Source organism: Sporolactobacillus sp. STSJ-5 (genome assembly GCF_024385605.1).
In the GTDB taxonomy this organism is placed as follows: domain Bacteria; phylum Bacillota; class Bacilli; order Bacillales; family Sporolactobacillaceae; genus Sporolactobacillus.
The window spans coordinates 14,448-35,070 of the sequence record NZ_JANFOJ010000017.1 but is presented as its reverse complement, the minus strand read 5'-3'; the positions used below and the strand labels follow the sequence as shown (position 1 = coordinate 35,070).

Below are 20,623 nucleotides of genomic sequence, written 5' to 3'. Positions count from 1 at the left end.
GGAAATCCAGCCGTCGAACTTCTTATCATGAAAGTGAGGCGATCGAGTGTTCGACAAACCCATCCAAATCCCATACCACGTGCTCCAGTATGAAGCGCTGACGCGGCGGATGAAAGCGGGCAGTACGCGTGATCATGTGCTGTCGCTCTATAAAAGGGCGTTCGCCGGTTGGCATGGTGAGCAATCTATGGACGATCCGCTCAGCTATCTCCCCGACAAAGAATTTCGTATTTTCCACAACCTCCGTTTGTCAGACTATGTCCACGTTTTCCAAATTGATTTTCTTGTTCTTTGTGATCGTTTTGCGCTGATCCCATTACACAGGCCGAGTATTTAACTGATTCGCTGCAACAGTGGTTGAATGAACACGACTGGTCACTGCCGATTATTAATCGTGTGGTGATCGCTTCAAACGCTCAGCTGCAATTTAAAGGATTGAGGAGCCGCGAAAAAATGAGCCAGGTAGTTCGGCGGGCAAATCTCAGAGCAGAGCTTTCACGTTTCAGTAAGCAATTCAGCAAAGCACATTTGTCTGTGAGGGATTTGGACAACATTTCAGATGCACTGCTTGCGGCCCATAAGCCACTGATTATCAAACCCTTTCGATCATTGATCAACCCCGAAGCAATCATAAAAGGTGTGCGCTGTCCCGAGTGCGGTGCAATGCCAATGGAGAAGCTGAAACAGAGCTGGATTTGTCCACATTGCGAGCATACCTCTCTCGAACCGCGCATTTACTTGCATGACGCGACTATTATCTAATTCACGGGCCGGCAATTACAAACAACCAATGCCGCGATTTTCTCATGCTAAGGCCCAATTTAACCGCGAGACGCTTGCTTCATCGAACAGCACTTCGTTACGAGGGTGAAAAAAAGTCTAGGATTTACTATTTATCAGAGGACGTATTTGCCGAAAAATCAAACCGGTCGATAAAAAGTTAAAAGTGATCGATAAATTCGTCAAAGTGACTGATAAAATCTGGATAGCGGTCGATAAATTCGTCAAGGTGACTGATAAAATCTGAATAGTGGTCGATAAACACAAACAAGGAGGCTTGAGCACATGCCCAACCAAGAAAAAAACTACCATACAGCATTCGGTTGCTACGGTATTGCCGAACACAACAACAAAATCATTATTATCGACAAAACCGGCGGCCCGTATATTCATCGCTACGATTTGCCTGGCGGCAGCCAGGAACCTGGCGAATCATTGATCGAAACACTGCACAGAGAATTTAATGAGGAAACCGGCATGGCGGTTTCCGACTGCTTTCAAATTGGCACCTTTGACTTCTTTTTGCCGTGGAACTGGAAGCAGTTCACTCATGTCCATCATGTCGCGGTTTTCTATCTAGTGACGCAGATCAGCGGATCGTTTGAGCGTCCTGCTGAATTTGACGGACAGGATTCGGCCGGCGCGCACTGGATCAGCATTGACGCGCTGAACATCAATAATTCATCTCCGCTTGTGCTGAAAGCGGTCGATTGGTTACGCAATCAGTCACGTCCCGATCAGGCAACCATTTACGAATCATGGCCTGTGCTGTGACTGCGCCCAAGCTTCTTGAACCGCCCATGCCTGATGTTCGTGGAATAACAACTGACCACATTTCGAGACATCAATCCATTCTAAGAAGTTGTCGGATTCAGTCGGCTGCTGTACTTGCTGACCAAGCCGTGCGGTATAAAAATAACCGTCACTGACCATGGGCTGAACAACGGGAAGCGTTGACAGAAAATAACGTTGCGCATGGCCAAAATAGTGAATCTCATCGATGGTGCAGCCTGTTTCTTCAAGCAGCTCGCGCTTCAGGCACTGTTCATCTGTCTCACCAGACTCAATTCCTCCGCCGGGAAGAAAATATTGGTTGCCGTTAGCGCGGATCAACGCTGTGCGGTCGCCTTCAAAAATTACAGCATAGGCGCCTTTTCTCAGTATATAGTTCACTCCGTTTTTCACGGTTCCGAAAATGCGCACAGTCTCCACCTCATTAAAAATCGAGAATAAGTTCATAATAGCATAGAGAATATGTTGTGGAGGGCTTGCTATGGTCTTTTTTAAACCATTAACCGCCGAAGATGCGGAGCAGTATCGCGCATTGAGGCTCGAAGCATTGACAAATAATCCGGAGGCATACGCATCGGACTTGAATACGGAACAAAATCGGACAATGGATCAAATTCGTAAACATCTGTCTGACCCCGATGTCTTGACTGTTGGCGGTTTCGATGAGGAACGACTGATCGCGATTGCATCACTGCATCGGGAAACGCTGCCGAAAATGGCGCACCGTGCAACACTCACCAGCGTCTATGTATCGCCAGAATACCGAGGTCAGGGCCTTTCCAGAAAAATCATCGAATTTATGATTGGTGATGTGATAAAAGACGGTGTTACCAAAATTTATTTATTTGTCGTCACGAACAATGAGCCTGCGATTCGCGCCTACAAAAAATTCGGATTTAAGATCTACGGCGAAGATTATGACGCAATGAAGGAAGACAGCGGATTTGTAGACGAGTATCTGATGGTAAAGTATATCTAAGCCCATTGAGCGGCCGGTGCTAAACGGCCGGAATCAGCTGCAGGTGACAAGTAGCCGCCAAGCGTTCCGGAATAAAGGGTTTCCGCTTCGTTCAGAACGAGAAAATCAGACGGTTTGATAAAATAGGCGGGCTTGCTGAAGCGGTATGCGCCGCTTTTCTCGAGCAGTGTTGAAACAAATTGAGAGCAAAAATAGGCATTTATTCCGCTTATTCTGCGGTGAAGCATGATGCCGATAATTCCCTTAAAATTATAATGATAGGAGTCACCGTAATCTTGAAAGTAGGCGAGCAGAATACGAGCTCGATAATAGGCATTCTGAGTCATTGGAAGACGCAGAACGCTGATTTGCGTTGCTTGATCCATATCAGCGAACTGTTCCTCAATAAATCCTCCGTTAAGAAAGTTCAGCCTGCTTTTCCTACCGAAGCTGTAAGCGGTCATAGGTGAATCAAGAGAAATGGCCACGTGTGAATAGGTATCACCGGTCCAAAGCCGGACGAGTTTTGCGGGCAGTGTTTTTGAATGAGTAAGTAAGATATAAGCATACATGACGGGCAATCCTTTCGATCAATGTACCTATACTTTAACTTGACGACGGATCTTCAGGAATAAGCCTCAGCCATATATTCCTCTAAGACTTAAGGCTAATATCCAAACAGAGTCATACTGGGCACCTGTTCTCAGGAGGGCATGAAAAATACCGACCGGCGTTGCCGATCGGTATTTAATAATTAATGAGTCTTGCTAAAGGCGGTTTCATCTTTCAGTTCATCGCGCAGTCCTTCTACGCTGTCCTTGCGTCGCTTGTTTTTTTCATGCAGCTGACGTTTTTCATCCTCGTTCATTTCATCGCCGTGCGCTTTTAAATAGTCATTGGTTTCGTCAATGTTTTGCTGCGTGTTACCGATGTTGTGGCCGATTTTCTCCCAATTGTCAGAACGATCATCTGGTTTTGCCATTGTTTCTCCCCCCTTTTTCGTCAATTATTATGTGATTGATGAGGATGTCTATACATACCAAACTTGGCCATCACTCCTAGACTGAGCAAAAAATTGTCATCATTTTTAGCCGGAAAAAACGTGAACAAGAGTGTTGACCACTAGGTCAATGCATGCTATAGTGTCATTGACCTAGTGGTCAAAGCGTGATCAAAAGGAGGTTCACTGAGATGCCGGTTATTGAATTGAGCCACATCAGTAAACGTTTTGGCAAGTTTGTTGCTGTGAATGATCTGTCCTTTTCTGTTGAGCAAGGTGAATTTTTCGGATTCATCGGACCGAATGGAGCAGGCAAATCGACAACAATGAATATGATGTTGAATTTTATTAAACGAAGCGGCGGGGAGATATCACTTCTCGGAAAAAATGTTCCGCAGCATGATCTGGAGGTCAAGAAAAGAATTGGCTATGTGCCAAGCGATGTCCGTTTTTATCCGCAGCTGCGCGTTCAGGATCTGATTCGCTATACGCTTGATTTTCATCAAATGAAAGGCGATCAGGCGGAGATTGATCGCTATTGTGAACTGTTTCAGATTGATCGCAAGAAGAAGTTCGGTGATCTGTCTTTAGGAAATAAGAAAAAGGTTGCATTAGTCTGCGCACTCATTCATCATCCGGAGTTAATTATCATGGATGAACCAACGAACGGACTTGACCCGCTGATGCATGCTCGGCTGTTCCGAGTGCTCAAAGAAAAGCAGGAACAGGGGGCGACCATCTTCCTCTCAAGTCACAACCTGAAAGAAGTTGAGGATTATTGTTCAAAGGTCGCGTTTATTCGCAGCGGCCAGTTGATCGGTGTTGAAGATCTGTCTCAAGTCAATAAAAAGATGAAGATTGTTGTCTTGAAAGGAAGCAAGCTGCCGCTCGATGAAATGAAGGCTATTGGTGCGACCTGCACGAAAAAAGAGGAACATGAAGCGCGTTTTCTCTATGAAGGCGGCTTGCCGCAGCTGTTCTCAACCTTGTCGAATCTTTCAGTAGATCTTGAAGATGTTACTGTTGCGAATCGTGATTTGGAAGAACAGTTCATGTCTATGTATGAACGTCAGGAGGGTGAACGATTATGACCTTATTCAAGCTTGAATGCAGGACACACATAAAAACACTTTTGATTTGGATTGTTGTTGTCGGATTGCTGACGCTTGGTTTGGTGTCGTTATTTCCCGCAATGAAGGACATGGGTCTGCAGCAGATGGACTTGAAGTCAATGCCGAAAGATATGCTGAAGGCATTCAATTTATCGGATATGGCGGCTCTGGCGACGATCAAAGGCTACTTTGGTTATGAATACCAGTATGTGATCATTGCCACCGGTATTTTCGCAGCGATGCTCGGAACCAATGCACTTGCCAGAGAAGAGGCGGAGGGAACAATCGGCTATCTCTATGCTCAGCCGATTACGCGTCTTTCCATCGTTGGATCGAAAATGCTCGCCAACAGTTTGCTATATACATTATACTGGGCAGTATCAATGGTCATTGCTTTTTTGGGATGCATCCTCTTCAAGGAGTCGGGAGCATCCGTTGCTGGGCTGTTTAAGAGCTTTGCACAATTAGCTTTTTCCGGATGGGTAATGGGCCTTACTTTTCTTGCGTTCGGTTTCCTATTATCGGCGTTCCTGTCCACAAATAAATCGGCGACTTCATTATCTCTTGGTATTGTTTTTCTTACCTTTATACTTGGTGTTGTGGGTAAGATGAATGATGATTTTCAGGCACTGGTTTTCTTCTCGCCGGTTGACACGGCGCTTCCGAGCACTGTTTTTAAGAATGGGATTGAATGGAAATACATTGTGACCGACCTGATTGTGATCGTGGTTTCTTGTCTGCTTGCGCTTTGGACATATAAGAGGAAGGATTTGAAAGTGTAATGGATGAAACGAAAGAAAAGGCTATTTTGAACGCTGCGATTCATGAATTTGCGGTAAAGGGATTTGACCGGGCATCGACCAATCAGATCGCAAAATTATCGGGCGTCTCAAAAGGGCTGATCTTTCACTATTTTGATTCTAAAGAGAAACTCTTTGAAGAAAGTGTGGATTATGCCATACGGTTTACAATGAAAGAGCTTGACTATGAGAACTGGAATTTATCGTCTGATATGCTTGCAGATATGCGGAGAATATGTGCCATGGAAATCAGTATTTATAAAAAATATCCAGATATTTTCCAGTTTATCATGAATGCATTTACTCGACCTCCGGAAAAACTGACGAAAAAAATGATTAGTCTATATAATGAATTGAATGCAATGACTCCGGATTTCGTTGGGGATACGATTGAAAAACTCGACTTGAAGGACGATGTAGACCCGAATCTTTTAAAAGAGGTACTGCTCTGTATTTTTAATGATTACAGTAATCGGACGATGACTTATCTAAAGAAACACCCGAATTCGAATATTGACGATCTCATGCCGTTCATCGACAGGGTGATTGCAATGATCGAAATAACCCTGCGTGGTTTGATCAGAAGTAATGAAGAACTGTGAAGTGAAGAAAAGGGAGCGGGAGTATGATCGCGCGTGCGCGGTTAAAGTCCCGCTTTTTTAATTTTTACTATAAAAAAGTATATAAATTTTAAGGAAAATAGTATAAGTGCAACTATGACTTCGCCTTGCTAGAGGCTTGGCAAAGCCAAGTTTTCTAATCGTTTGATGCGCTGAACGTCTAATGATGTGTTTAAGGCATCTTCACGCAGAAGATCAATGCGGTCCAGTACATCAAAGTGCTTGTCTTTAATCTCTTGTTTCAATGCAGCAAATCCGGAGCGCATGTCATTCTCCATGTGATTTATTCGTGTGTCAAGCTGATCCATTCTCTGTTCAAACTTGCCCATCCGTTCATCGAGCGTGCTGATGTTGTTTCCAAGCTCTTTAATGGCTTGCATCACCATTTGCAACTCGCTTGCCATCATGATCATCTCCTTTCTTTTTCATAAGTATAACAGCCATCAAATCAAAGGTACACTATAAAAAGGAGATCATTCGTTCGCTAAATGATCTCCTTTTTTTACACAAATAAGAAAGTATAAAGATTTAGAGGAATTTAGTGTAAATGCAACTAAGCCTTTGCCTTTGTCAGAGGCGCAGCCAAGTTTTCTAATCTGTTTATGGTTTATTTTCTACGCTTATTCCGGCTGTTGCACACGGTTTCTGCTTGTGCCGGTTTCCAGAACTTCAACAACACAATCAAGCGCGCCTTCATCGATATTTTGAATGGCTGTTTCCGTAAAGAAACCAACATGTGGTGTCAACAGGACTTGATCCATAGCGATCAACTTAGCGAGAAGCGGATCATCAAGCGGTTGTCCGCTTAGATTTTTGTTAATCACGGTTTCGTTCTCAAATGTGTCAAGCGCAGCCCCGGCAATTTCTCCGGTTTCGAGTGCATCAATAAGATCCTCTGTGTTGATGAGCCCTCCGCGTGCGATGTTGATAAGAAAAGCACTCTTTTTCATCAGTTTTAATGTATTTTTGTTGATCATATGCCGTGTTGAATCAAAGAGAGGCGTATGCAGGGATACAATGTCTGCTTCTTTCAGTACAGCCTCCAGCGATGGGCGATAGTCGAGAATTGATTTGACGCGATCGTTTGGGTATTGGTCGAAGCCGATAACCTTTGCCCCGAGTCCTTTGAAAAGCTCGGCGGCCGTGGCTCCGATGCGGCCGGTTCCCACGATGCCGACGGTTAATGAGCGGATTTCTTTAGAAAGCAGACCGGACCAGCGAAAATCTTGATTAGAGATGCGCTTCTGAAATTGTGGAATGTGGCGAACGAGCTGCATGGCCTGAGTGACTGCAAGCTCTGCTACGGCATAAGGCGAGTAGGCAGGAACATTTGTGACGATTAAGCCGTTATTTTCCGCTTCGGCCAAGTCAATCATGTCATAGCCTGCCGTGCGTGTCGCGATCTGCCTGATTCCATAGTCCTTCAGCTGTGCGTACAGCTTCGGTCCGCCAAGCGCAATCGGCTGTTGAATGCAGATGCCGTCAAAGCTTTTTGCACGTGCAACGGTCTGTTCGGAGAGGAAGTCCGGTGTGGTCACTATGTCAACTTTATGTGATTCAGCCCAGTCTGCGATGATCTTCTTTTCGTGATCTTGTACGCCGTACATCAATAGTTTCACTATTTTTATCCTCCTTAAATCTAAACATGTGAATCTGTTCACAACAAGTGTATCGAAGTGTTCAAAATATGTAAACGGTTTCGATATAAAGCGTAAACGCTGTTATGTAATAAAGTCGCAATGTGCAATTAAGAAATTGTTAAGGATTCGATGATAATCTATGTCTGAAAATTGTTACGAGCAAGGAGTTGTTTTATTGAAAAGAAAACATTTATATGAAATTGATTTGATGAGAGCGATCATTATGTTTGGTGTTCTCTCCGTCCATACAATGAGTATCTTTGACAGTCAGCTGAAAGGATGGACAATGAGCTCTGTGACGATGTCGGCGATTCATTCCTCAATGCATGTCACACGTATGGCATTCATGTTTATTACGGGATTTATTTTGTTTATCGTTTACGCCAACCGTGATTTGCGGATTGCAGATTTTTGGAAGAAACGCTTTTTGCTCATTGGCATTCCCTATTTGTTTTGGAACATTATCTATCTCTTGTTTCAGAATGATTATTTAATGCATACACGAGAGCCTCTATTTCAATTCCTGAATGATTTGTGGCTTGCGTTCATCCATGGGGATCAATTTTATATTTACTACGTTCTCGTTACGTTTCAATTCTATCTTGTGTTCCCATTTATGCTTCGCGGGCTGCAAAAGTTTAAAAAGTGGCATTTGCATGTGTTCCTATGGAGTGTGTATGTGCAATTGATCACAACGGTTTTTATCAAATTTGTGCTGCCTCATCTGGATACATCTAGCTGGCCGTACTTATTGTCTCATTACGGCGTGTTCGTCGTCACCTACCAATGTTATTTTGTACTCGGCGGCTTGGCAGCGTGTCACTATAACGAGATTTGCACATTTATTGATCGGCATATCAAATTGCTGATCGGTATCCTTGCCGTCAGCTGGATGGGTATGTGCCTGCATTATTATTTAAACCGCGTCATCTTACATGAAAGCGATCGTGCTGCTCAGTCTGTGCATCAGCCTGTATATCTGCCCTACACTATTCTGATCATCGCTTTGTTGATTTTTATCGGAAGGTACTGGGCGAAGCGCAGGGAAACAGGGAGCGGGCCGGTGTTTAATCGATTCGTTCAGACCGCATCAATGACGTCGTTCGGTATGTATCTGGCGCAGCCTTTTCCGCTCTATTTGGTCAGTACTTATTTTGTACCCTATTTAAAAGTCGGTTCACTTGCTTTTTACTTGTCTCTGCCGCTTGCCATTCTTTTTGTTTACGCAGCATCTATGCTTATTGCCTATGCTTTTTATAAAACACCGATTCTGTCCTATTGCATTGGTCGTCGTTCAAAATGGCCGAGCCTGAAGCGGTCAAAGCCTGCAGCTTTGCCTGAAGAAACAAAATAAACGAATTAAAGGAGATAACGTCTATGTCACAATTAACACGCGAATTGCATGAGCATATGAAGCCAAGTGACAGATCTATGATAAATGAAGGCAATCATTGGTATTCGGCAGGCGAACTTCAATCCGAAATCAAAAGAATTCAAGCAATTATGGTGCATGCGGGGATTGAAAAAGGGGACAGGGTCGTTCTCGGACTGCCAAACTCCTATTCATTTCTTTGTTTCTTCCTTGCAATTATTGATTACGGAGCAGTTGTTGCAACCATAAATCCGGAAATGACGGATACGGAATTTAAACGATTCATACAGAGGTGCCGACCGGTTCACGGGTTCGTTCACGATCGGCATGCTGCCGTTTTATTCGATGACACGATGGCTTATTCTTTGAATTCGCTCTGCATTTATCATGGGGATTTGTCGGATCTGTCCTATTACTTCAGAAATAATCACCAATGGATAAGGGTATGGAATGCGGAGGCCGCGTTTGAATCATGTACTTCGGTCGAGCCTCCTGAAGATGCAACAGCCATTCTTCTCTATACATCAGGAACGACCGGGGCACCGAAGGCAGTCGGCCTGACACACCGGCAAGTGTATGCGGCAGCGCGGCATATTATCGCCTCGCACCGACTGAGCGCATCCGATCGTGCTTATAACATACTTCCGCTTTTTCATATCAATGCTCAGGTTGTCACCGTTTTGTCTACACTTCTTTCAGGAGGGCAGATCATAATGGCGCCAAAGTTCAGCGCGTCTAAGTTTTGGAATGTTGTCATCCAAGACAAGGTGACATGGGTATCGGCGGTGCCGGCGATCATCTCGATTTTGCTTAAGATTCCGAAACCGACGGTCATTCCTGATTCTTTGCGTATGATCCGATCCGCGTCAGCTCCGCTTGCACCGCAGCTGGCAAAACAATTTGATGATGTCTTTGGCATTCCGCTGATCCAATCCTACGGTATGACTGAGGCAGCAAGTCAGATTTGTGTTAACCCGCTGCCGCCTATGAAACGTAAACCTGCATCGGTCGGCATTCCGTACGGCTTGGAATTGAAAGTTGTTGATGATCAGGATCAGGAACTGGCGTGCGGGAAAGTGGGAGAGCTTACGATACGCGGCGACAATGTGATCAGATGCTATGAAGACGGCGCAGGAAAGGACGCTTTCCAAGACGGCTGGTTTCACACCGGTGATGTTGGCTGGGTTGATGAAGACGGCTATGTCTTCATATCAGGAAGGAAAAAGGAATTAATTAATCGCGGAGGCGAGAAAATCAGCCCTTATGAAGTGGAACAGGTCATCCGAACGGTTTCCGGGATAAAACAAGCTGCCGTTATTGGGTTGGATGATCCAAAGTACGGAGAACGAGTTGCCGCTTATATTGTCGCTGAAGAGAAAGTCCAGACTGATCGGCAGGAACTTATACGGGCTGTTTGGGAGCAATGCAAGCGATCCTTATCCGCACACAAATGGCCGGAAACCATAGAATTCTTGCCCGAAATACCCACCGGACCAACAGGGAAAGTTCAAAGAAGCCTGTTAAAGCATCATTTGCTCGTTCAAAATCTTGAAATAGGGAGTATTAATAATCATGCGTAAATCAAAGCTGCTCGCTCTGTCACTTATACTCATTATCGGTTTTCTTGTCTCCGGGTGCGGAACATCATCATCGGACACCGGAAACAAAGTCATTCGCATCGGATACCAAAAAGGCGATGAATTTAACATTGCTCAGATCAGGGGAAATCTAGCCAAAGCACTAAAGAAACAAGGATATAAAGTGGAGTGGAAAGAGTTCCAAGCGGGTTCGGCATTGCTTGAAGCGCTGCGGGCCGGAAGCATTGACTATGGTCGAACAGGAAATACGCCGCCGGTCGTCGCACAAGCATCAGGTACGGACATCGTCTACGTCGGCGTGGGAAAATCCAAAAATGTCGGCAGCGGCATTGTTGTTAAGAAAAACAGCTCAATTACATCGCTTGCCGATTTAAAAGGGAAGAAGATTGCTTTTTCAAAGGGATCCAGCTCTCATTATCTTGTAGTCAAAGCATTAAAAAAAGCAGGCTTAACATTGAATGATGTGCAGCCTGTGTACTTGCAGCCTGCAGATGCACGTATCGCGTTTGAGAAGGGCAATGTTGATGCTTGGGCAGTTTGGGATCCATTCACAGCGGCAGCACAGATTACCGGCAATGCAAAAATGCTTGTCAACGGCAAGGGGATTACGACTGATCGCGACTTCTTCTTGGCGAAACGCAGCTTTGCAAAAAGTCATACAAAGGTCACCAAAACAGTTATGAGTCAAGTATCAGAAGCCATGGATTGGGCAAATAGCCACCATACGGAATTGATTGCAAAGCTGGCAGACGCCCTCAAAATGGATAAGGACATTGTAGCAATGTCTGTCAATCGCCGCACCTATGGCATTGACAAAATGAATAGCACTATTCTCGATGAACAACAATCGATTGCGGATCAATTCTATCAATTAAAAATCATTCCGAAGAAAATCAATGTACGTGATGCGTTGCTGAGCAATTAAGGAGGCATAAATCATGAAAATCAATGTAAGAAAAGATTTGATGCATGTTCTCCCGTGGCTGATTCCGATCGTTTTGCTGCTCGTCTGGCAGGGATTATCGTCATTGGGAGTCCTATCCGCAACGGTGCTTCCTTCGCCGCTCGGTGTTATTCGTGCAGGGATTCGGTTGTTTAAAAGCGGGGAATTGATGAATAATCTCGGGATCAGTCTCTATCGCGCGATGAGCGGTTTCTTGATCGGGGGTATTACAGGCTTTGTTTTAGGACTGTGCAATGGAATTTTTAAAGTTTCCGACTCACTTTTTGATTCTTCTGTGCAAATGCTGCGCAATGTACCGCATCTGTCTCTGATTCCTTTAATGATTCTCTGGTTCGGCATTGGCGAGACACCGAAAATTGTCCTAGTTGCACTCGGTGTGCTGTTTCCGATCTATATTAATACGTATCATGGCATTAAATATGTGGATAAGGAATTAGTAGAAATGGGACAAGCCTATGGATTAAACGGATTATCACTTTTTACGCATATCATTTTTCCAGGTGCACTCTCATCAATTCTCGTCGGCGTCCGTTACGCACTCGGTGTGATGTGGACAACCTTAATTGTCGCGGAGACCATATCATCAAACTCGGGAATCGGCTATATGGCAATGAATGCACGAGAATTCATGCAGATGGATGTTATCGTCCTTTCCATTTTGATTTACGCATTACTCGGCAAATGTTCCGATCTGATTGCAAAACTATTTGAGAGGAGGTGGCTGCGTTGGTCACAGGTTTAAGACAGGCAGATGATCGACCGGTTACTGTACTTCATAGCCAAGATGAACTTTATGGATCGAAAAAGGTTGTGCTGGAATTGCGGAACATCCGCAAACATTATCAGGATCAGCAGGTTCTTAAAGGCGTCAACCTTACCATTCGCGAAGGCGAATTTGTCGCAATCATTGGGAGAAGCGGGTGCGGGAAAAGTACGCTGCTACGGCTGATTGCCGGTTTAGAGCAACAAACAGAAGGCGAAGTGGAACAGAACCGGCAGCCTCTGGCGGGGATCAATCATTCGGCACGCTTAATGTTTCAAAATGGCCGCTTTCTTCCTTGGAAAAAGGTGGTTGATAATGTTGGCATCGGCTTGAATGGCAATTGGAAAAAAAGTGCTGTGGAAGCACTGGAAGCAGTAGGTCTGTCCGGATTTGCTGATAAATATCCATTGACATTATCCGGCGGGCAAAAACAGCGAGTCGCGCTCGCGCGGGCATTAATCAATCAGCCGGAACTGCTCTTGCTTGATGAACCGCTCGGCGCGCTGGATGCATTGACCAGGATGGAAATGCAGGACTTGATTGAAAAGGTATGGAAAAAGCAGGGCCTGACCTGCATCCTTGTGACTCATGATGTGGAAGAGGCAGTTCGATTAGCGGATCGTGTTATTCTGCTTGAGCAGGGCGTAGTCAGCGAAGATCTTGCCATCCCTCTTGAGCGGCCGAGAACACGAACGTCGGCATCGTTTAATCACTATACCGAACAATTGCTTTACAAATTACTTACGCCTAAGAATAACTGATAAGAATTTGCTAGTCTGTGAAACGTGGGCTTTTTAATTGGCCTTTCGAAAGCATAAGCAGATTTCAATAAACAAAAAAATCGAGAGGATTCGTCTCCTCTCGATTTTTCATTTTGTTGTTGGGTGTAGGGTCTAGATGCCCTTGAATGCTTGACGATAGATTGCTTCCAGTTCGGTAACCAGCGGCATCTTCGGGTTGGCGGTCGTACATTGATCGCCAAATGCACGATCAGACATCTTTTCAACAGCTTTTTCAAAAGCTGCTTTGCTGACACCATTTGTTTCAATGCTCATCGGCATATTCAGCTCTTGAGTCAGTTTTTTAATCGCCTGAACGAGGTTTTCCACACTTTCTTCAGTCGTCTTTCCGCCTACACCGATGATCTGTGCAATCTCTGCATAGCGTTCATCGGCAATAAAGTGTTTATATTTCGGGAACGATGTGAACTTCGTCGGCTTCTGAGCATTGTAACGGATGACATGCGGCAGAAGAATCGCACAGCACCGGCCGTGTGCCAGATGGAATTCGTTGCCAAGCTTGTGCGCAAGGCTGTGATTGATTCCCAGAAATGCATTAGAGAATGCCATGCCGGCGATGGTTGACGCATTATGCATTTTCTCTTTTGCTAATTTGTCGCTGCTGTCCTTATAGGAGCGCGGCAAGTATTTGAACACGAGTTGAATTGCTTTGATACAAAGTCCGTCTGTAAAATCATTGGCCATGTTGGACACATAGGCTTCAATCGCATGCGTGAGCACATCCATACCGGAATCGGCGAGCACGCGCGGCGGTACAGTCATGACGAATTCCGGATCGATGATCGCCACATTTGGTGTCAGCGCATAGTCGGCGAGCGGATACTTCATATCATTTTCTTTGTCTGTGATCACGGAGAAAGAAGTCACTTCTGATCCGGTTCCCGACGTGGTTGGGATTGCGACGAATTTTGCTTTTTTACCGAGATCAGGGAATTTAAAGACACGTTTCCGGATGTCCAAGAACTTTTGTCTGAGTCCAAAGAACTCTGTTTCCGGGCTTTCATAGAACAGCCACATACCCTTTGCCGCATCCATTGCCGAACCGCCTCCCAGGGCAATGATGACGTCCGGTTTAAAGCTGCGCATCATTTCAGTACCTTTCATAACAGTAGTGACGGATGGATCCGGTTCCACATCAGAGAAAATTTCGTACTGGATCGGTTCATTTCGTTTTCTCAAATAGTGGACAACACGGTCGACGTAGCCGAATTTAACCATGCCCGGATCGGCAACGATAAAAGCGCGTGTAATATCCGGCATCACCGACAAATACTTGGTTGAATTTTTTTCAAAATAGATTTTCGGCGGAACCTTGAACCACTGCATGTTGTTGCGGCGATTGGCCATCGTTTTAATATTGATCAAGTTCGCTGTCCCGACGTTTGTGGATACTGAGTTGCCGCCGTACGTGCCGCAGCCCAAGGTCAGTGATGGAATAAAGTGGTTGTAAATGTCCCCAATACCGCCGAGTGACGATGGCGCATTAATGATCAGACGGCCGGCCTTCATCTTCATAGCAAAGGCATTAATTACTTTTTGGTCGTTTGAATGAATAACTGCCGAGTGCCCGATGCCACCAAATTCAAGCATTTCTTCACATCGCTGTAAGCCTTCTTCGGTTGTTTTCGCTTTGAAACAGGCGAGCACAGGACTCAGTTTTTCACGTGAAAGCGGTGATTCCGGGCCAACACTGTTCAGCTCGGCAATGATAACCTTAGTGTCATCCGGAACTGTGACGCCGGCAAGATTAGCAATGTATGCGGCCGACTTGCCGACAATTTTGGGATTGACGGCGCAACGCTTTTCATCAATGACCAGTGTCTCTACTTTTTTCCGTTCTTCATCATTTAAGAAGTAGCATTTGTTTGCGGTCATTTCTTGTTTGACCGCTTCATAGACTGCTGCGTCCACAATGACTGCCTGTTCCGAGGCGCAAATCATGCCGTTGTCAAAGGTCTTGGAAAGGATCAGATCGTTCACCGCCTGCTTAATGTCGGCCGTTTTTTCGATGTACGCAGGTACGTTCCCAGGACCAACGCCGATCGCCGGTTTGCCTGAACTGTAGGCGGATTTAACCATGCCTGAACCGCCGGTCGCGAGAATGAGAGCCACGCCGGGGTGATGCATCAGCTGCTGGGTTGCGGCAAGTGATGGTGTTTCAATCCATTGAATACAATTTTTCGGTGCTCCGGCACGTATCGCGGCATCACGAACCACGCGAGCCGCTTCGCTGCTGCATTGTTGCGCCGACGGATGGAAGGCGAAAATAATCGGATTTTTTGTCTTGATTGAAATGATGGATTTAAACATCGTCGTTGATGTCGGATTGGTCACTGGAGTAACACCGGCGATGACGCCAACTGGCTCGGCGATTTGGACAATTTCTTCATACGGATCCTCGTTAATGATGCCAACGGTTTTGTTAGTTTTTATTGAGTTATAAATGTATTCGGTTGCAAAAATATTTTTAATCATTTTATCTTCATAAACACCGCGTCCGGTTTCTTCGACGGCCATTTTCGCCAATTGCATGTGCTGATCAAGTCCGGCCAGAGCCATTTGTCGTACGATCTCATCAATTTGCGTTTGGTCAAGCGGTTTAAATTCATCCAGTGCGGTCTGAGCATTCGTTACCAATTGATCGATCATCGTTTCCAATGTTTCTTTTTTCGAATCCTTTGGATGTAATGCTTGTTCTTCAATAGCCATATGGTGGTCCTCCTTCGGAAAATAGGGATCATGACTTTGTGAATTAATTCACATATATAATTTACTTTATAACCAGTGGATTGGCAACAATTACGAAAACGCTGTCACAAAGTGGCCATTTGATTTTGTCTGATTTGTGTCGAGCAAATAATTGAGGTTTTAAGCAACAGTAAAGTGGGTTGCATCTTTGTTGCGCAGTAGACGGAAGAGGTGCAATAACTCGTAAGATGTGCGGATGTCTGGACTTGTAACGAATCGAGAAAAAGTCGTAACGAAGACTCTCAAATTCGTAACGAACTAAGGAAAAATCGTAACGAACTTCTAAAAAGTTGTAACTAATTTCAAACGAAGAGCGGAAATTCAACCCAACACTCGAAAAGTTCAACCCAATCTCTGGAAAGTTCAACCGAAGAGAGAGAAAACCCATTCGTCTCAACTGCTATCCGCTTGTCCCGCTTTCTCGGTTGAAAAAAGCGAATTGAGCGCACCTGCTCAATTCAGCTTAGTCCATAAAGCATTGGCGACATTAATACCCGCCCGTCATATCGCTGAGCAGTCCCTCGTAATCGTAATTTGCCGTGCTTTTTTCAGAATCGACCTCCCATTTGTTTCCTTCCTTCTTAAGATTGATTTTATAGCTGTCGTCGGATGTCTGTGTATCAGTATTTTTAAACACCTCCCCAATATTTTTTGCCATGTACACATACCAGCCTTTCAGCGCAGCATCATAGTCCGAATATTTGCCGCGGTTGTCATCAATAAACTGATCCTTCAATTTTTCAATCTCGTCATACATGTCGTCGAGGAAAAGTACTTTTGGAGTAACTTCGACAACGGCTGAATCCGGAAGGGCTGTATCAACCTTTAGAACGACGCTTCCTTTTTCACGATTGGCGCTTTCAAAGGCTTCATAAATTTGATTGGTTTGCTCATCAGACAACTGATCATCGAGCTCGCTGCCCATATTTTTGATGAATACGTCTTTCATTTGCGCTTTATCTTTATTTGCATCATTGGCGACAAGGGTTGCGTAGTTCGAATCATCTTTTCCAAAGAAAACAGTTTGTATATAGGCGTTCATGGCATCCTTAATTTGCTGCTGATCGTCTTTGAACTTCTTGGTATTAATTTTTACAACAATTTCATCAACCTTTTTATCTCCTTTATAGACGTTTGGCTGAAAGTGCAGTTCATAGGTTTTGTTCTTGGCGACTCGAAACGGAATGTAGCCGGTTACGGTTTTATCTTTGGCAAGGGAGTCAGTGTCCAGCATTTTAAAGCTGCCTTCTGAATCGTCATAGATGGAGTCATCCACCGATACTTTTTCATTCTTGGAATCATAGAGTGAGAAGTCATCAGTGAGCAGATCCAGCGAATCGTCGGAGTGGTTGGTAATACTGATATTGAGCGCGAGCAGTGCGCTATCGTCGGAGTTTTCTTGACCATCCTTTGTAATATATTGGCCGTTTTTCACTGTCACCGTCGCAATATCGGATTTGCCTTCTTCTTTCTTACTGCTTGAGTTGCCGCATCCGGCAATGAGCAGCAGAAGTGCGAGTCCCATGATGAGCAAAAGCTTAAGTTTAATCGTCATCGCCCCCCAAAATTGTTTGAAGTTCGGTTTGTCATGAAACCGTCAAAAAGTCTACGGTCAGTTCTATGTGATCACCTTTAAAAATAGACTGGATCAGTTTGTACCATTTTCATCCGCATGAAAAAATGCAGCTTTGATTAAATAGGAGTCACTTCACGAATTTTGCAGCATAGAATGGGCAAATACGGAAGGAGACGTGAAAGCGATGCGATTAGGAAAAAGCAGCATGGTGATCATCGGCACGTTCGTACTTATATTAATGTTTCTTCTTATTCTAGTCGGTATAGGTCACTCGAAGTCTTCTCCAGAACACCTGCTTCAGAGCTTTAAGGAGACGATCAAGACTAACGATGCGTCAGCACTCAAGCAGCTGCTCATTTCAGATAATAAAAGTGCTGAAATTACGAAATCCTCATCTCAGGCACTGCTTAATTATTTGCGTACGCACAAGGGAGCCTATCGAGAAATAACCGACAGCCTGACAAAGGCGGCACAGACAAAAAAATTAGATTCGGACGGCGTCCTGAGTATCACGCAACAGGGACGACGCTATCTGCTTTTTAAAAATTATAAATTGAAGCTTCAAACGCAGCCGATTACGGTAACTGGGTTGCGCAAGGGTGAACAATTGGCACTCAATGCTGATCAACAGGGAATTGCACATAAGGGAACCAAGTATGGACGAATTCTTCCCGGAACCTATGTTCTTCAAAAACAGCTGACCAATGATTTAGGCATTTTTGTAAAAAAAGAAAAAATAGCAGTGTGGGATCAACCGATAACAATCGACGTCAATTCGGCGGCCTGGATAGCACGTGATGCGTCGGTGCAAAAAGCAGTGATTGAGCGCATTAATCAGTTTAACAGCGAAGTATCCATTTGGGAGACTTCTGAATATGTACCGACAAAACTTCCTTCTGCTTCGGAACAATTTAAAAAGACCCAATCGGCTGCACGAATGATGCAATTCGAACAAATAAAGGGACAATTGGATGAAGTTCAATCTGCCTATTTAGGGATGGTGGTTGATCCGGACAGCCTGACGCTGACGCATTTCGGGGATCAATGGAACGCCTCAGTAGATACTGTTGTTTCCTATAAATACGGTTATAAGCTAAAGAAAGAGAAACAAATGAAAGACGATTCCTATCAGCGAGGCATCAATTTCCGGCTGGTTTATGATAAAAATCAGAAGCGTTGGCTGGTAAATGGAATTTCCGATAATTATATAACGCTTCAAACGGCATCTCTATGGACACATAAAAAGAAGCTGTCCGTCCCAAATCCGGTTGTTCACACATGGCCTGCAGACAAACAGCCGAATTTGTAGGAATATAAACTGCTTGAAAACTGGACCCTATCTCCATGAAGTATGAATAGGTGTTATCCCCAAAAAGAAAAGCCCAATGAAAAGAGCGAGGCAGTCTCAAAATCCGTTTTGGACTTTGAGACTGTCTCGTTTCTATGAATAACATAAAGGCGAATTGATTGATGGCAGGTTTTGCCTGAATGGGCCATTCTTTTTTCTAATTCCGAACGTTTACCAAAATAAATTATATAGCGTTCGCTGTTTCGTTGACGGCGGCTCCTATCTGCTGATATAATGAACGATGTAAAAAAAGAGTTTTATTTTGTCTGCATACGTCGAAATTAATTTTCAACATGTCATCATGAGTATTGCATTTATTCTATTCGCTTCATTGGCTTTGAAGCTTTTTTATTTTGGGTTCATAGCCGTTCATCGACAAATATTGGCGGATGCGGACAAAATAAGAAAATGAGGGGGATTATTGTGAACGAGAATTGGTTGTCACGTTATTTTCAATTTTCCGAGTTAAAGACAACTTTAGGCCGTGAAACACTTGCTGGTTTGACTACCTTTATTTCCATGGCGTACATATTGTTCGTCAATCCGAGTGTTCTCGGTGCATCAGGCATGGATAAAGGTGCTGTATTCACAGCAACCGCGATTTCCAGTGCGCTTGGCTGCTTGATCATGGGTATCATAGCTAAGTACCCGATTGCAATCGCACCGGGGCTTGGTGTTAACGCATTTTTTGCTTATTCAGTATGCATCGGCATGAAAATTCCGTGGGAGACGGCACTGGCCGGCGTATTCATTGCATCGGTAGTGTTCTTTCTGATTACGATTTTCAAGCTTCGTGAAATTATTATTGACGCAATTCCGCAAAGCCTGAAGCTGGCAATGGCTGCAGGTATTGGCTTATTCATCGCATTTATCGGCCTTCATGAAGGCGGTTTGATCGTTGCCGACAAAGCAACGACAGTAGCTTTCGGACCGCTGAATGTCGGCACAACTTGGCTGACCATCTTCGGATTGATTGTCACGATCATCCTTATGGTTCGAAAAGTTCCCGGTGCTATTTTCATCGGCATGGTTCTGACTTCGATTGTGGGCATCATTTTCAAACTGATTCCGCTTCCGTCTTCGATTGTTTCGACTGCGCCTAGCCTCGCGCCTACTTTCGGCAAGGCAATTACACATGTTCCGGACATTAATACATTACAGCTCGGCGTTGTTGTCCTGACGTTCCTGCTTGTTACATTCTTTGATACGGCCGGCACGCTGATCGGACTTGCTGAACAAGCCGGATTCATGAAGAACAACAAAATGCCGCGCGTCGGACAAGCACTGCTTGCTGACTCGACATCAATGCTTGCAGGTTCTGTACTTGGTACATCACCAACCTCTGCTTACATTGAATCATCAACAGGTATTGCAGTCGGCGGACGTTCCGGATTCACTGCGGTTGTTACCGGTATTTTGTTCCTGTTCGGCATGCTGTTCTCGCCGCTGCTGTCTGTTGTTACGTCACAAGTAACCGCACCTGCGCTGATCATTGTCGGTGTACTGATGGCATCTGCTTTGAAACAAATTCCTTGGGATAAATTTGAAATCGCGGTTCCTGCATTCCTGACTGTACTCGGCATGCCGCTGACGTACAGCATCTCTGATGGTATCGCACTTGGTTTCATTCTTTACCCGATCACGATGATCACGGCAGGACGCTGGAAAGAAGTTCATCCGATTGTCTACGTACTGTTCTTTGTTTTCATCGTCTTCTTCGCATTAATCTAAAAGCGATCTTTTTAAAAGCCT

Annotated in this window: 21 protein-coding genes; 14 read left to right on the top strand and 7 right to left on the bottom strand. The window is 44.7% G+C overall.

Going from position 1 to position 20,623, the window contains the following annotated elements; translation table 11 throughout:
- Positions 1 to 46: 46 nt before the first annotated feature.
- From NOM01_RS13865 to NOM01_RS13855, 3 genes are all read left to right on the top strand, one after another.
- Positions 47 to 337 carry a nuclease-related domain-containing protein gene (locus NOM01_RS13865; RefSeq protein ID WP_255749094.1) on the top strand — a complete coding sequence of 97 codons (291 nt, stop codon included), beginning with the start codon at positions 47 to 49 and terminating at the stop codon, positions 335 to 337.
- A gap of 116 nt (positions 338 to 453) precedes the next feature.
- A complete protein-coding gene (locus NOM01_RS13860) occupies positions 454 to 762 on the top strand; it encodes a zinc ribbon domain-containing protein (protein WP_255749093.1) in 309 nt (102 codons plus the stop codon).
- 303 nt (positions 763 to 1,065) lie between these two features.
- Positions 1,066 to 1,554: an NUDIX hydrolase gene (locus NOM01_RS13855; RefSeq protein ID WP_255749092.1), complete on the top strand. Its 489-nt coding sequence runs from the start codon at positions 1,066 to 1,068 to the stop codon at positions 1,552 to 1,554.
- Here NOM01_RS13855 and NOM01_RS13850 read toward each other — a convergent pair.
- Positions 1,537 to 1,983 (bottom strand): NUDIX domain-containing protein, encoded by a 447-nt coding sequence (locus tag NOM01_RS13850; RefSeq protein WP_255749091.1) that lies wholly within the window; start codon positions 1,981 to 1,983, stop codon positions 1,537 to 1,539. The genes NOM01_RS13855 and NOM01_RS13850 overlap by 18 nt on opposite strands.
- Positions 1,984 to 2,053: 70 nt before the next feature.
- Here NOM01_RS13850 and NOM01_RS13845 point away from each other — a divergent pair, with 70 nt between their 5' ends.
- Complete coding sequence (locus NOM01_RS13845; protein ID WP_255749090.1) at positions 2,054 to 2,551, top strand: GNAT family N-acetyltransferase; 498 nt, start codon at positions 2,054 to 2,056, stop codon at positions 2,549 to 2,551.
- Here the strand turns inward: NOM01_RS13845 and NOM01_RS13840 are convergent.
- Together NOM01_RS13840 and tlp are read right to left on the bottom strand one after the other, a co-directional pair.
- Positions 2,548 to 3,102, bottom strand: a complete 555-nt coding sequence (locus NOM01_RS13840) for a C40 family peptidase (protein ID WP_255749089.1) — start codon at positions 3,100 to 3,102, stop codon at positions 2,548 to 2,550. The genes NOM01_RS13845 and NOM01_RS13840 overlap by 4 nt on opposite strands.
- A 182-nt stretch (positions 3,103 to 3,284) precedes the next feature.
- Positions 3,285 to 3,512 carry a small acid-soluble spore protein Tlp gene (gene tlp, locus NOM01_RS13835; protein WP_255749088.1) on the bottom strand — a complete coding sequence of 76 codons (228 nt, stop codon included), beginning with the start codon at positions 3,510 to 3,512 and terminating at the stop codon, positions 3,285 to 3,287.
- Positions 3,513 to 3,721: 209 nt separating this feature from the next.
- Between tlp and NOM01_RS13830 the strand changes: the two genes are divergently transcribed.
- Genes NOM01_RS13830 through NOM01_RS13820 form a run of 3 tightly spaced genes read left to right on the top strand, consistent with a single transcriptional unit; the run spans position 3,722 to position 6,044 of the window.
- On the top strand, positions 3,722 to 4,621 hold the full coding sequence (locus NOM01_RS13830; protein WP_255749087.1) for an ABC transporter ATP-binding protein: 900 nt from the start codon (positions 3,722 to 3,724) through the stop codon (positions 4,619 to 4,621).
- Complete coding sequence (locus tag NOM01_RS13825) at positions 4,618 to 5,424, top strand: ABC transporter permease subunit (protein WP_255749086.1); 807 nt, start codon at positions 4,618 to 4,620, stop codon at positions 5,422 to 5,424. Before NOM01_RS13830 ends, NOM01_RS13825 begins: the two co-directional genes overlap by 4 nt.
- Positions 5,424 to 6,044, top strand: a complete 621-nt coding sequence (locus NOM01_RS13820) for a TetR/AcrR family transcriptional regulator (protein WP_255749085.1) — start codon at positions 5,424 to 5,426, stop codon at positions 6,042 to 6,044. Before NOM01_RS13825 ends, NOM01_RS13820 begins: the two co-directional genes overlap by 1 nt.
- 128 nt (positions 6,045 to 6,172) lie before the next feature.
- Here the strand turns inward: NOM01_RS13820 and NOM01_RS13815 are convergent, their stop codons facing one another.
- Together NOM01_RS13815 and NOM01_RS13810 are read right to left on the bottom strand one after the other, a co-directional pair.
- On the bottom strand, positions 6,173 to 6,466 hold the full coding sequence (locus tag NOM01_RS13815; protein ID WP_255749084.1) for a hypothetical protein: 294 nt from the start codon (positions 6,464 to 6,466) through the stop codon (positions 6,173 to 6,175).
- 216 nt (positions 6,467 to 6,682) lie between these two features.
- Positions 6,683 to 7,681 carry a D-2-hydroxyacid dehydrogenase gene (locus tag NOM01_RS13810; protein ID WP_255749083.1) on the bottom strand — a complete coding sequence of 333 codons (999 nt, stop codon included), beginning with the start codon at positions 7,679 to 7,681 and terminating at the stop codon, positions 6,683 to 6,685.
- Positions 7,682 to 7,877: 196 nt separating this feature from the next.
- Here NOM01_RS13810 and NOM01_RS13805 point away from each other — a divergent pair, with 196 nt between their 5' ends.
- From NOM01_RS13805 to NOM01_RS13785, 5 genes are all read left to right on the top strand, one after another.
- Positions 7,878 to 9,056 (top strand): acyltransferase, encoded by a 1,179-nt coding sequence (locus NOM01_RS13805; protein WP_255749082.1) that lies wholly within the window; start codon positions 7,878 to 7,880, stop codon positions 9,054 to 9,056.
- A gap of 23 nt (positions 9,057 to 9,079) precedes the next feature.
- Entirely contained in the window at positions 9,080 to 10,654 is a 1,575-nt protein-coding gene (locus NOM01_RS13800) for an AMP-binding protein (protein WP_255749081.1), read from the top strand.
- Entirely contained in the window at positions 10,647 to 11,597 is a 951-nt protein-coding gene (locus tag NOM01_RS13795) for a sulfonate ABC transporter substrate-binding protein (protein WP_255749080.1), read from the top strand. The genes NOM01_RS13800 and NOM01_RS13795 overlap by 8 nt, the downstream gene beginning before the upstream one ends.
- A gap of 13 nt (positions 11,598 to 11,610) precedes the next feature.
- Positions 11,611 to 12,378 (top strand): aliphatic sulfonate ABC transporter permease SsuC, encoded by a 768-nt coding sequence (gene ssuC, locus NOM01_RS13790; protein WP_255749079.1) that lies wholly within the window; start codon positions 11,611 to 11,613, stop codon positions 12,376 to 12,378.
- 68 nt (positions 12,379 to 12,446) lie between these two features.
- Positions 12,447 to 13,160: an ATP-binding cassette domain-containing protein gene (locus NOM01_RS13785; protein ID WP_255749123.1), complete on the top strand. Its 714-nt coding sequence runs from the start codon at positions 12,447 to 12,449 to the stop codon at positions 13,158 to 13,160.
- Between the two features lie 132 nt (positions 13,161 to 13,292).
- On the opposite strand, the gene adhE is transcribed toward NOM01_RS13785, so the two are convergent.
- Positions 13,293 to 15,908, bottom strand: coding sequence for a bifunctional acetaldehyde-CoA/alcohol dehydrogenase (gene adhE, locus NOM01_RS13780; protein ID WP_255749078.1), 2,616 nt, complete (start codon positions 15,906 to 15,908; stop codon positions 13,293 to 13,295).
- Positions 15,909 to 16,434: 526 nt separating this feature from the next.
- On the bottom strand, positions 16,435 to 17,502 hold the full coding sequence (locus tag NOM01_RS13775) for a DUF5105 domain-containing protein (protein WP_255749077.1): 1,068 nt from the start codon (positions 17,500 to 17,502) through the stop codon (positions 16,435 to 16,437).
- Between the two features lie 205 nt (positions 17,503 to 17,707).
- On the opposite strand from NOM01_RS13775, the gene NOM01_RS13770 reads away from it, so the two are divergent.
- Together NOM01_RS13770 and NOM01_RS13765 are read left to right on the top strand one after the other, a co-directional pair.
- Positions 17,708 to 18,832, top strand: coding sequence for a TcaA second domain-containing protein (locus NOM01_RS13770; RefSeq protein ID WP_255749075.1), 1,125 nt, complete (start codon positions 17,708 to 17,710; stop codon positions 18,830 to 18,832).
- A 477-nt stretch (positions 18,833 to 19,309) separates the two neighbouring features.
- Positions 19,310 to 20,602 (top strand): NCS2 family permease, encoded by a 1,293-nt coding sequence (locus NOM01_RS13765; protein WP_255749122.1) that lies wholly within the window; start codon positions 19,310 to 19,312, stop codon positions 20,600 to 20,602.
- Positions 20,603 to 20,623: the final 21 nt, after the last annotated feature.

What these genes read in the sequence shown, in the direction of transcription:
- NOM01_RS13825 (WP_255749086.1), top strand. Translation starts at nt 4,618, where the DNA reads ATGACCTTATTCAAGCTTGAATGCAGGACACACATAAAAACACTTTTG.
- ssuC (WP_255749079.1), top strand. Translation starts at nt 11,611, where the DNA reads ATGAAAATCAATGTAAGAAAAGATTTGATGCATGTTCTCCCGTGGCTG.
- tlp (WP_255749088.1), bottom strand. Translation starts at nt 3,512, where the DNA reads ATGGCAAAACCAGATGATCGTTCTGACAATTGGGAGAAAATCGGCCAC.
- NOM01_RS13855 (WP_255749092.1), top strand. Translation starts at nt 1,066, where the DNA reads ATGCCCAACCAAGAAAAAAACTACCATACAGCATTCGGTTGCTACGGT.
- adhE (WP_255749078.1), bottom strand. Translation starts at nt 15,908, where the DNA reads ATGGCTATTGAAGAACAAGCATTACATCCAAAGGATTCGAAAAAAGAA.
- NOM01_RS13820 (WP_255749085.1), top strand. Translation starts at nt 5,424, where the DNA reads ATGGATGAAACGAAAGAAAAGGCTATTTTGAACGCTGCGATTCATGAA.
- NOM01_RS13815 (WP_255749084.1), bottom strand. Translation starts at nt 6,466, where the DNA reads ATGGCAAGCGAGTTGCAAATGGTGATGCAAGCCATTAAAGAGCTTGGA.
- NOM01_RS13830 (WP_255749087.1), top strand. Translation starts at nt 3,722, where the DNA reads ATGCCGGTTATTGAATTGAGCCACATCAGTAAACGTTTTGGCAAGTTT.
- NOM01_RS13845 (WP_255749090.1), top strand. Translation starts at nt 2,054, where the DNA reads ATGGTCTTTTTTAAACCATTAACCGCCGAAGATGCGGAGCAGTATCGC.
- NOM01_RS13775 (WP_255749077.1), bottom strand. Translation starts at nt 17,502, where the DNA reads ATGACGATTAAACTTAAGCTTTTGCTCATCATGGGACTCGCACTTCTG.
- NOM01_RS13860 (WP_255749093.1), top strand. Translation starts at nt 454, where the DNA reads ATGAGCCAGGTAGTTCGGCGGGCAAATCTCAGAGCAGAGCTTTCACGT.
- NOM01_RS13795 (WP_255749080.1), top strand. Translation starts at nt 10,647, where the DNA reads ATGCGTAAATCAAAGCTGCTCGCTCTGTCACTTATACTCATTATCGGT.
- NOM01_RS13800 (WP_255749081.1), top strand. Translation starts at nt 9,080, where the DNA reads ATGTCACAATTAACACGCGAATTGCATGAGCATATGAAGCCAAGTGAC.
- NOM01_RS13770 (WP_255749075.1), top strand. Translation starts at nt 17,708, where the DNA reads ATGCGATTAGGAAAAAGCAGCATGGTGATCATCGGCACGTTCGTACTT.
- NOM01_RS13840 (WP_255749089.1), bottom strand. Translation starts at nt 3,102, where the DNA reads ATGTATGCTTATATCTTACTTACTCATTCAAAAACACTGCCCGCAAAA.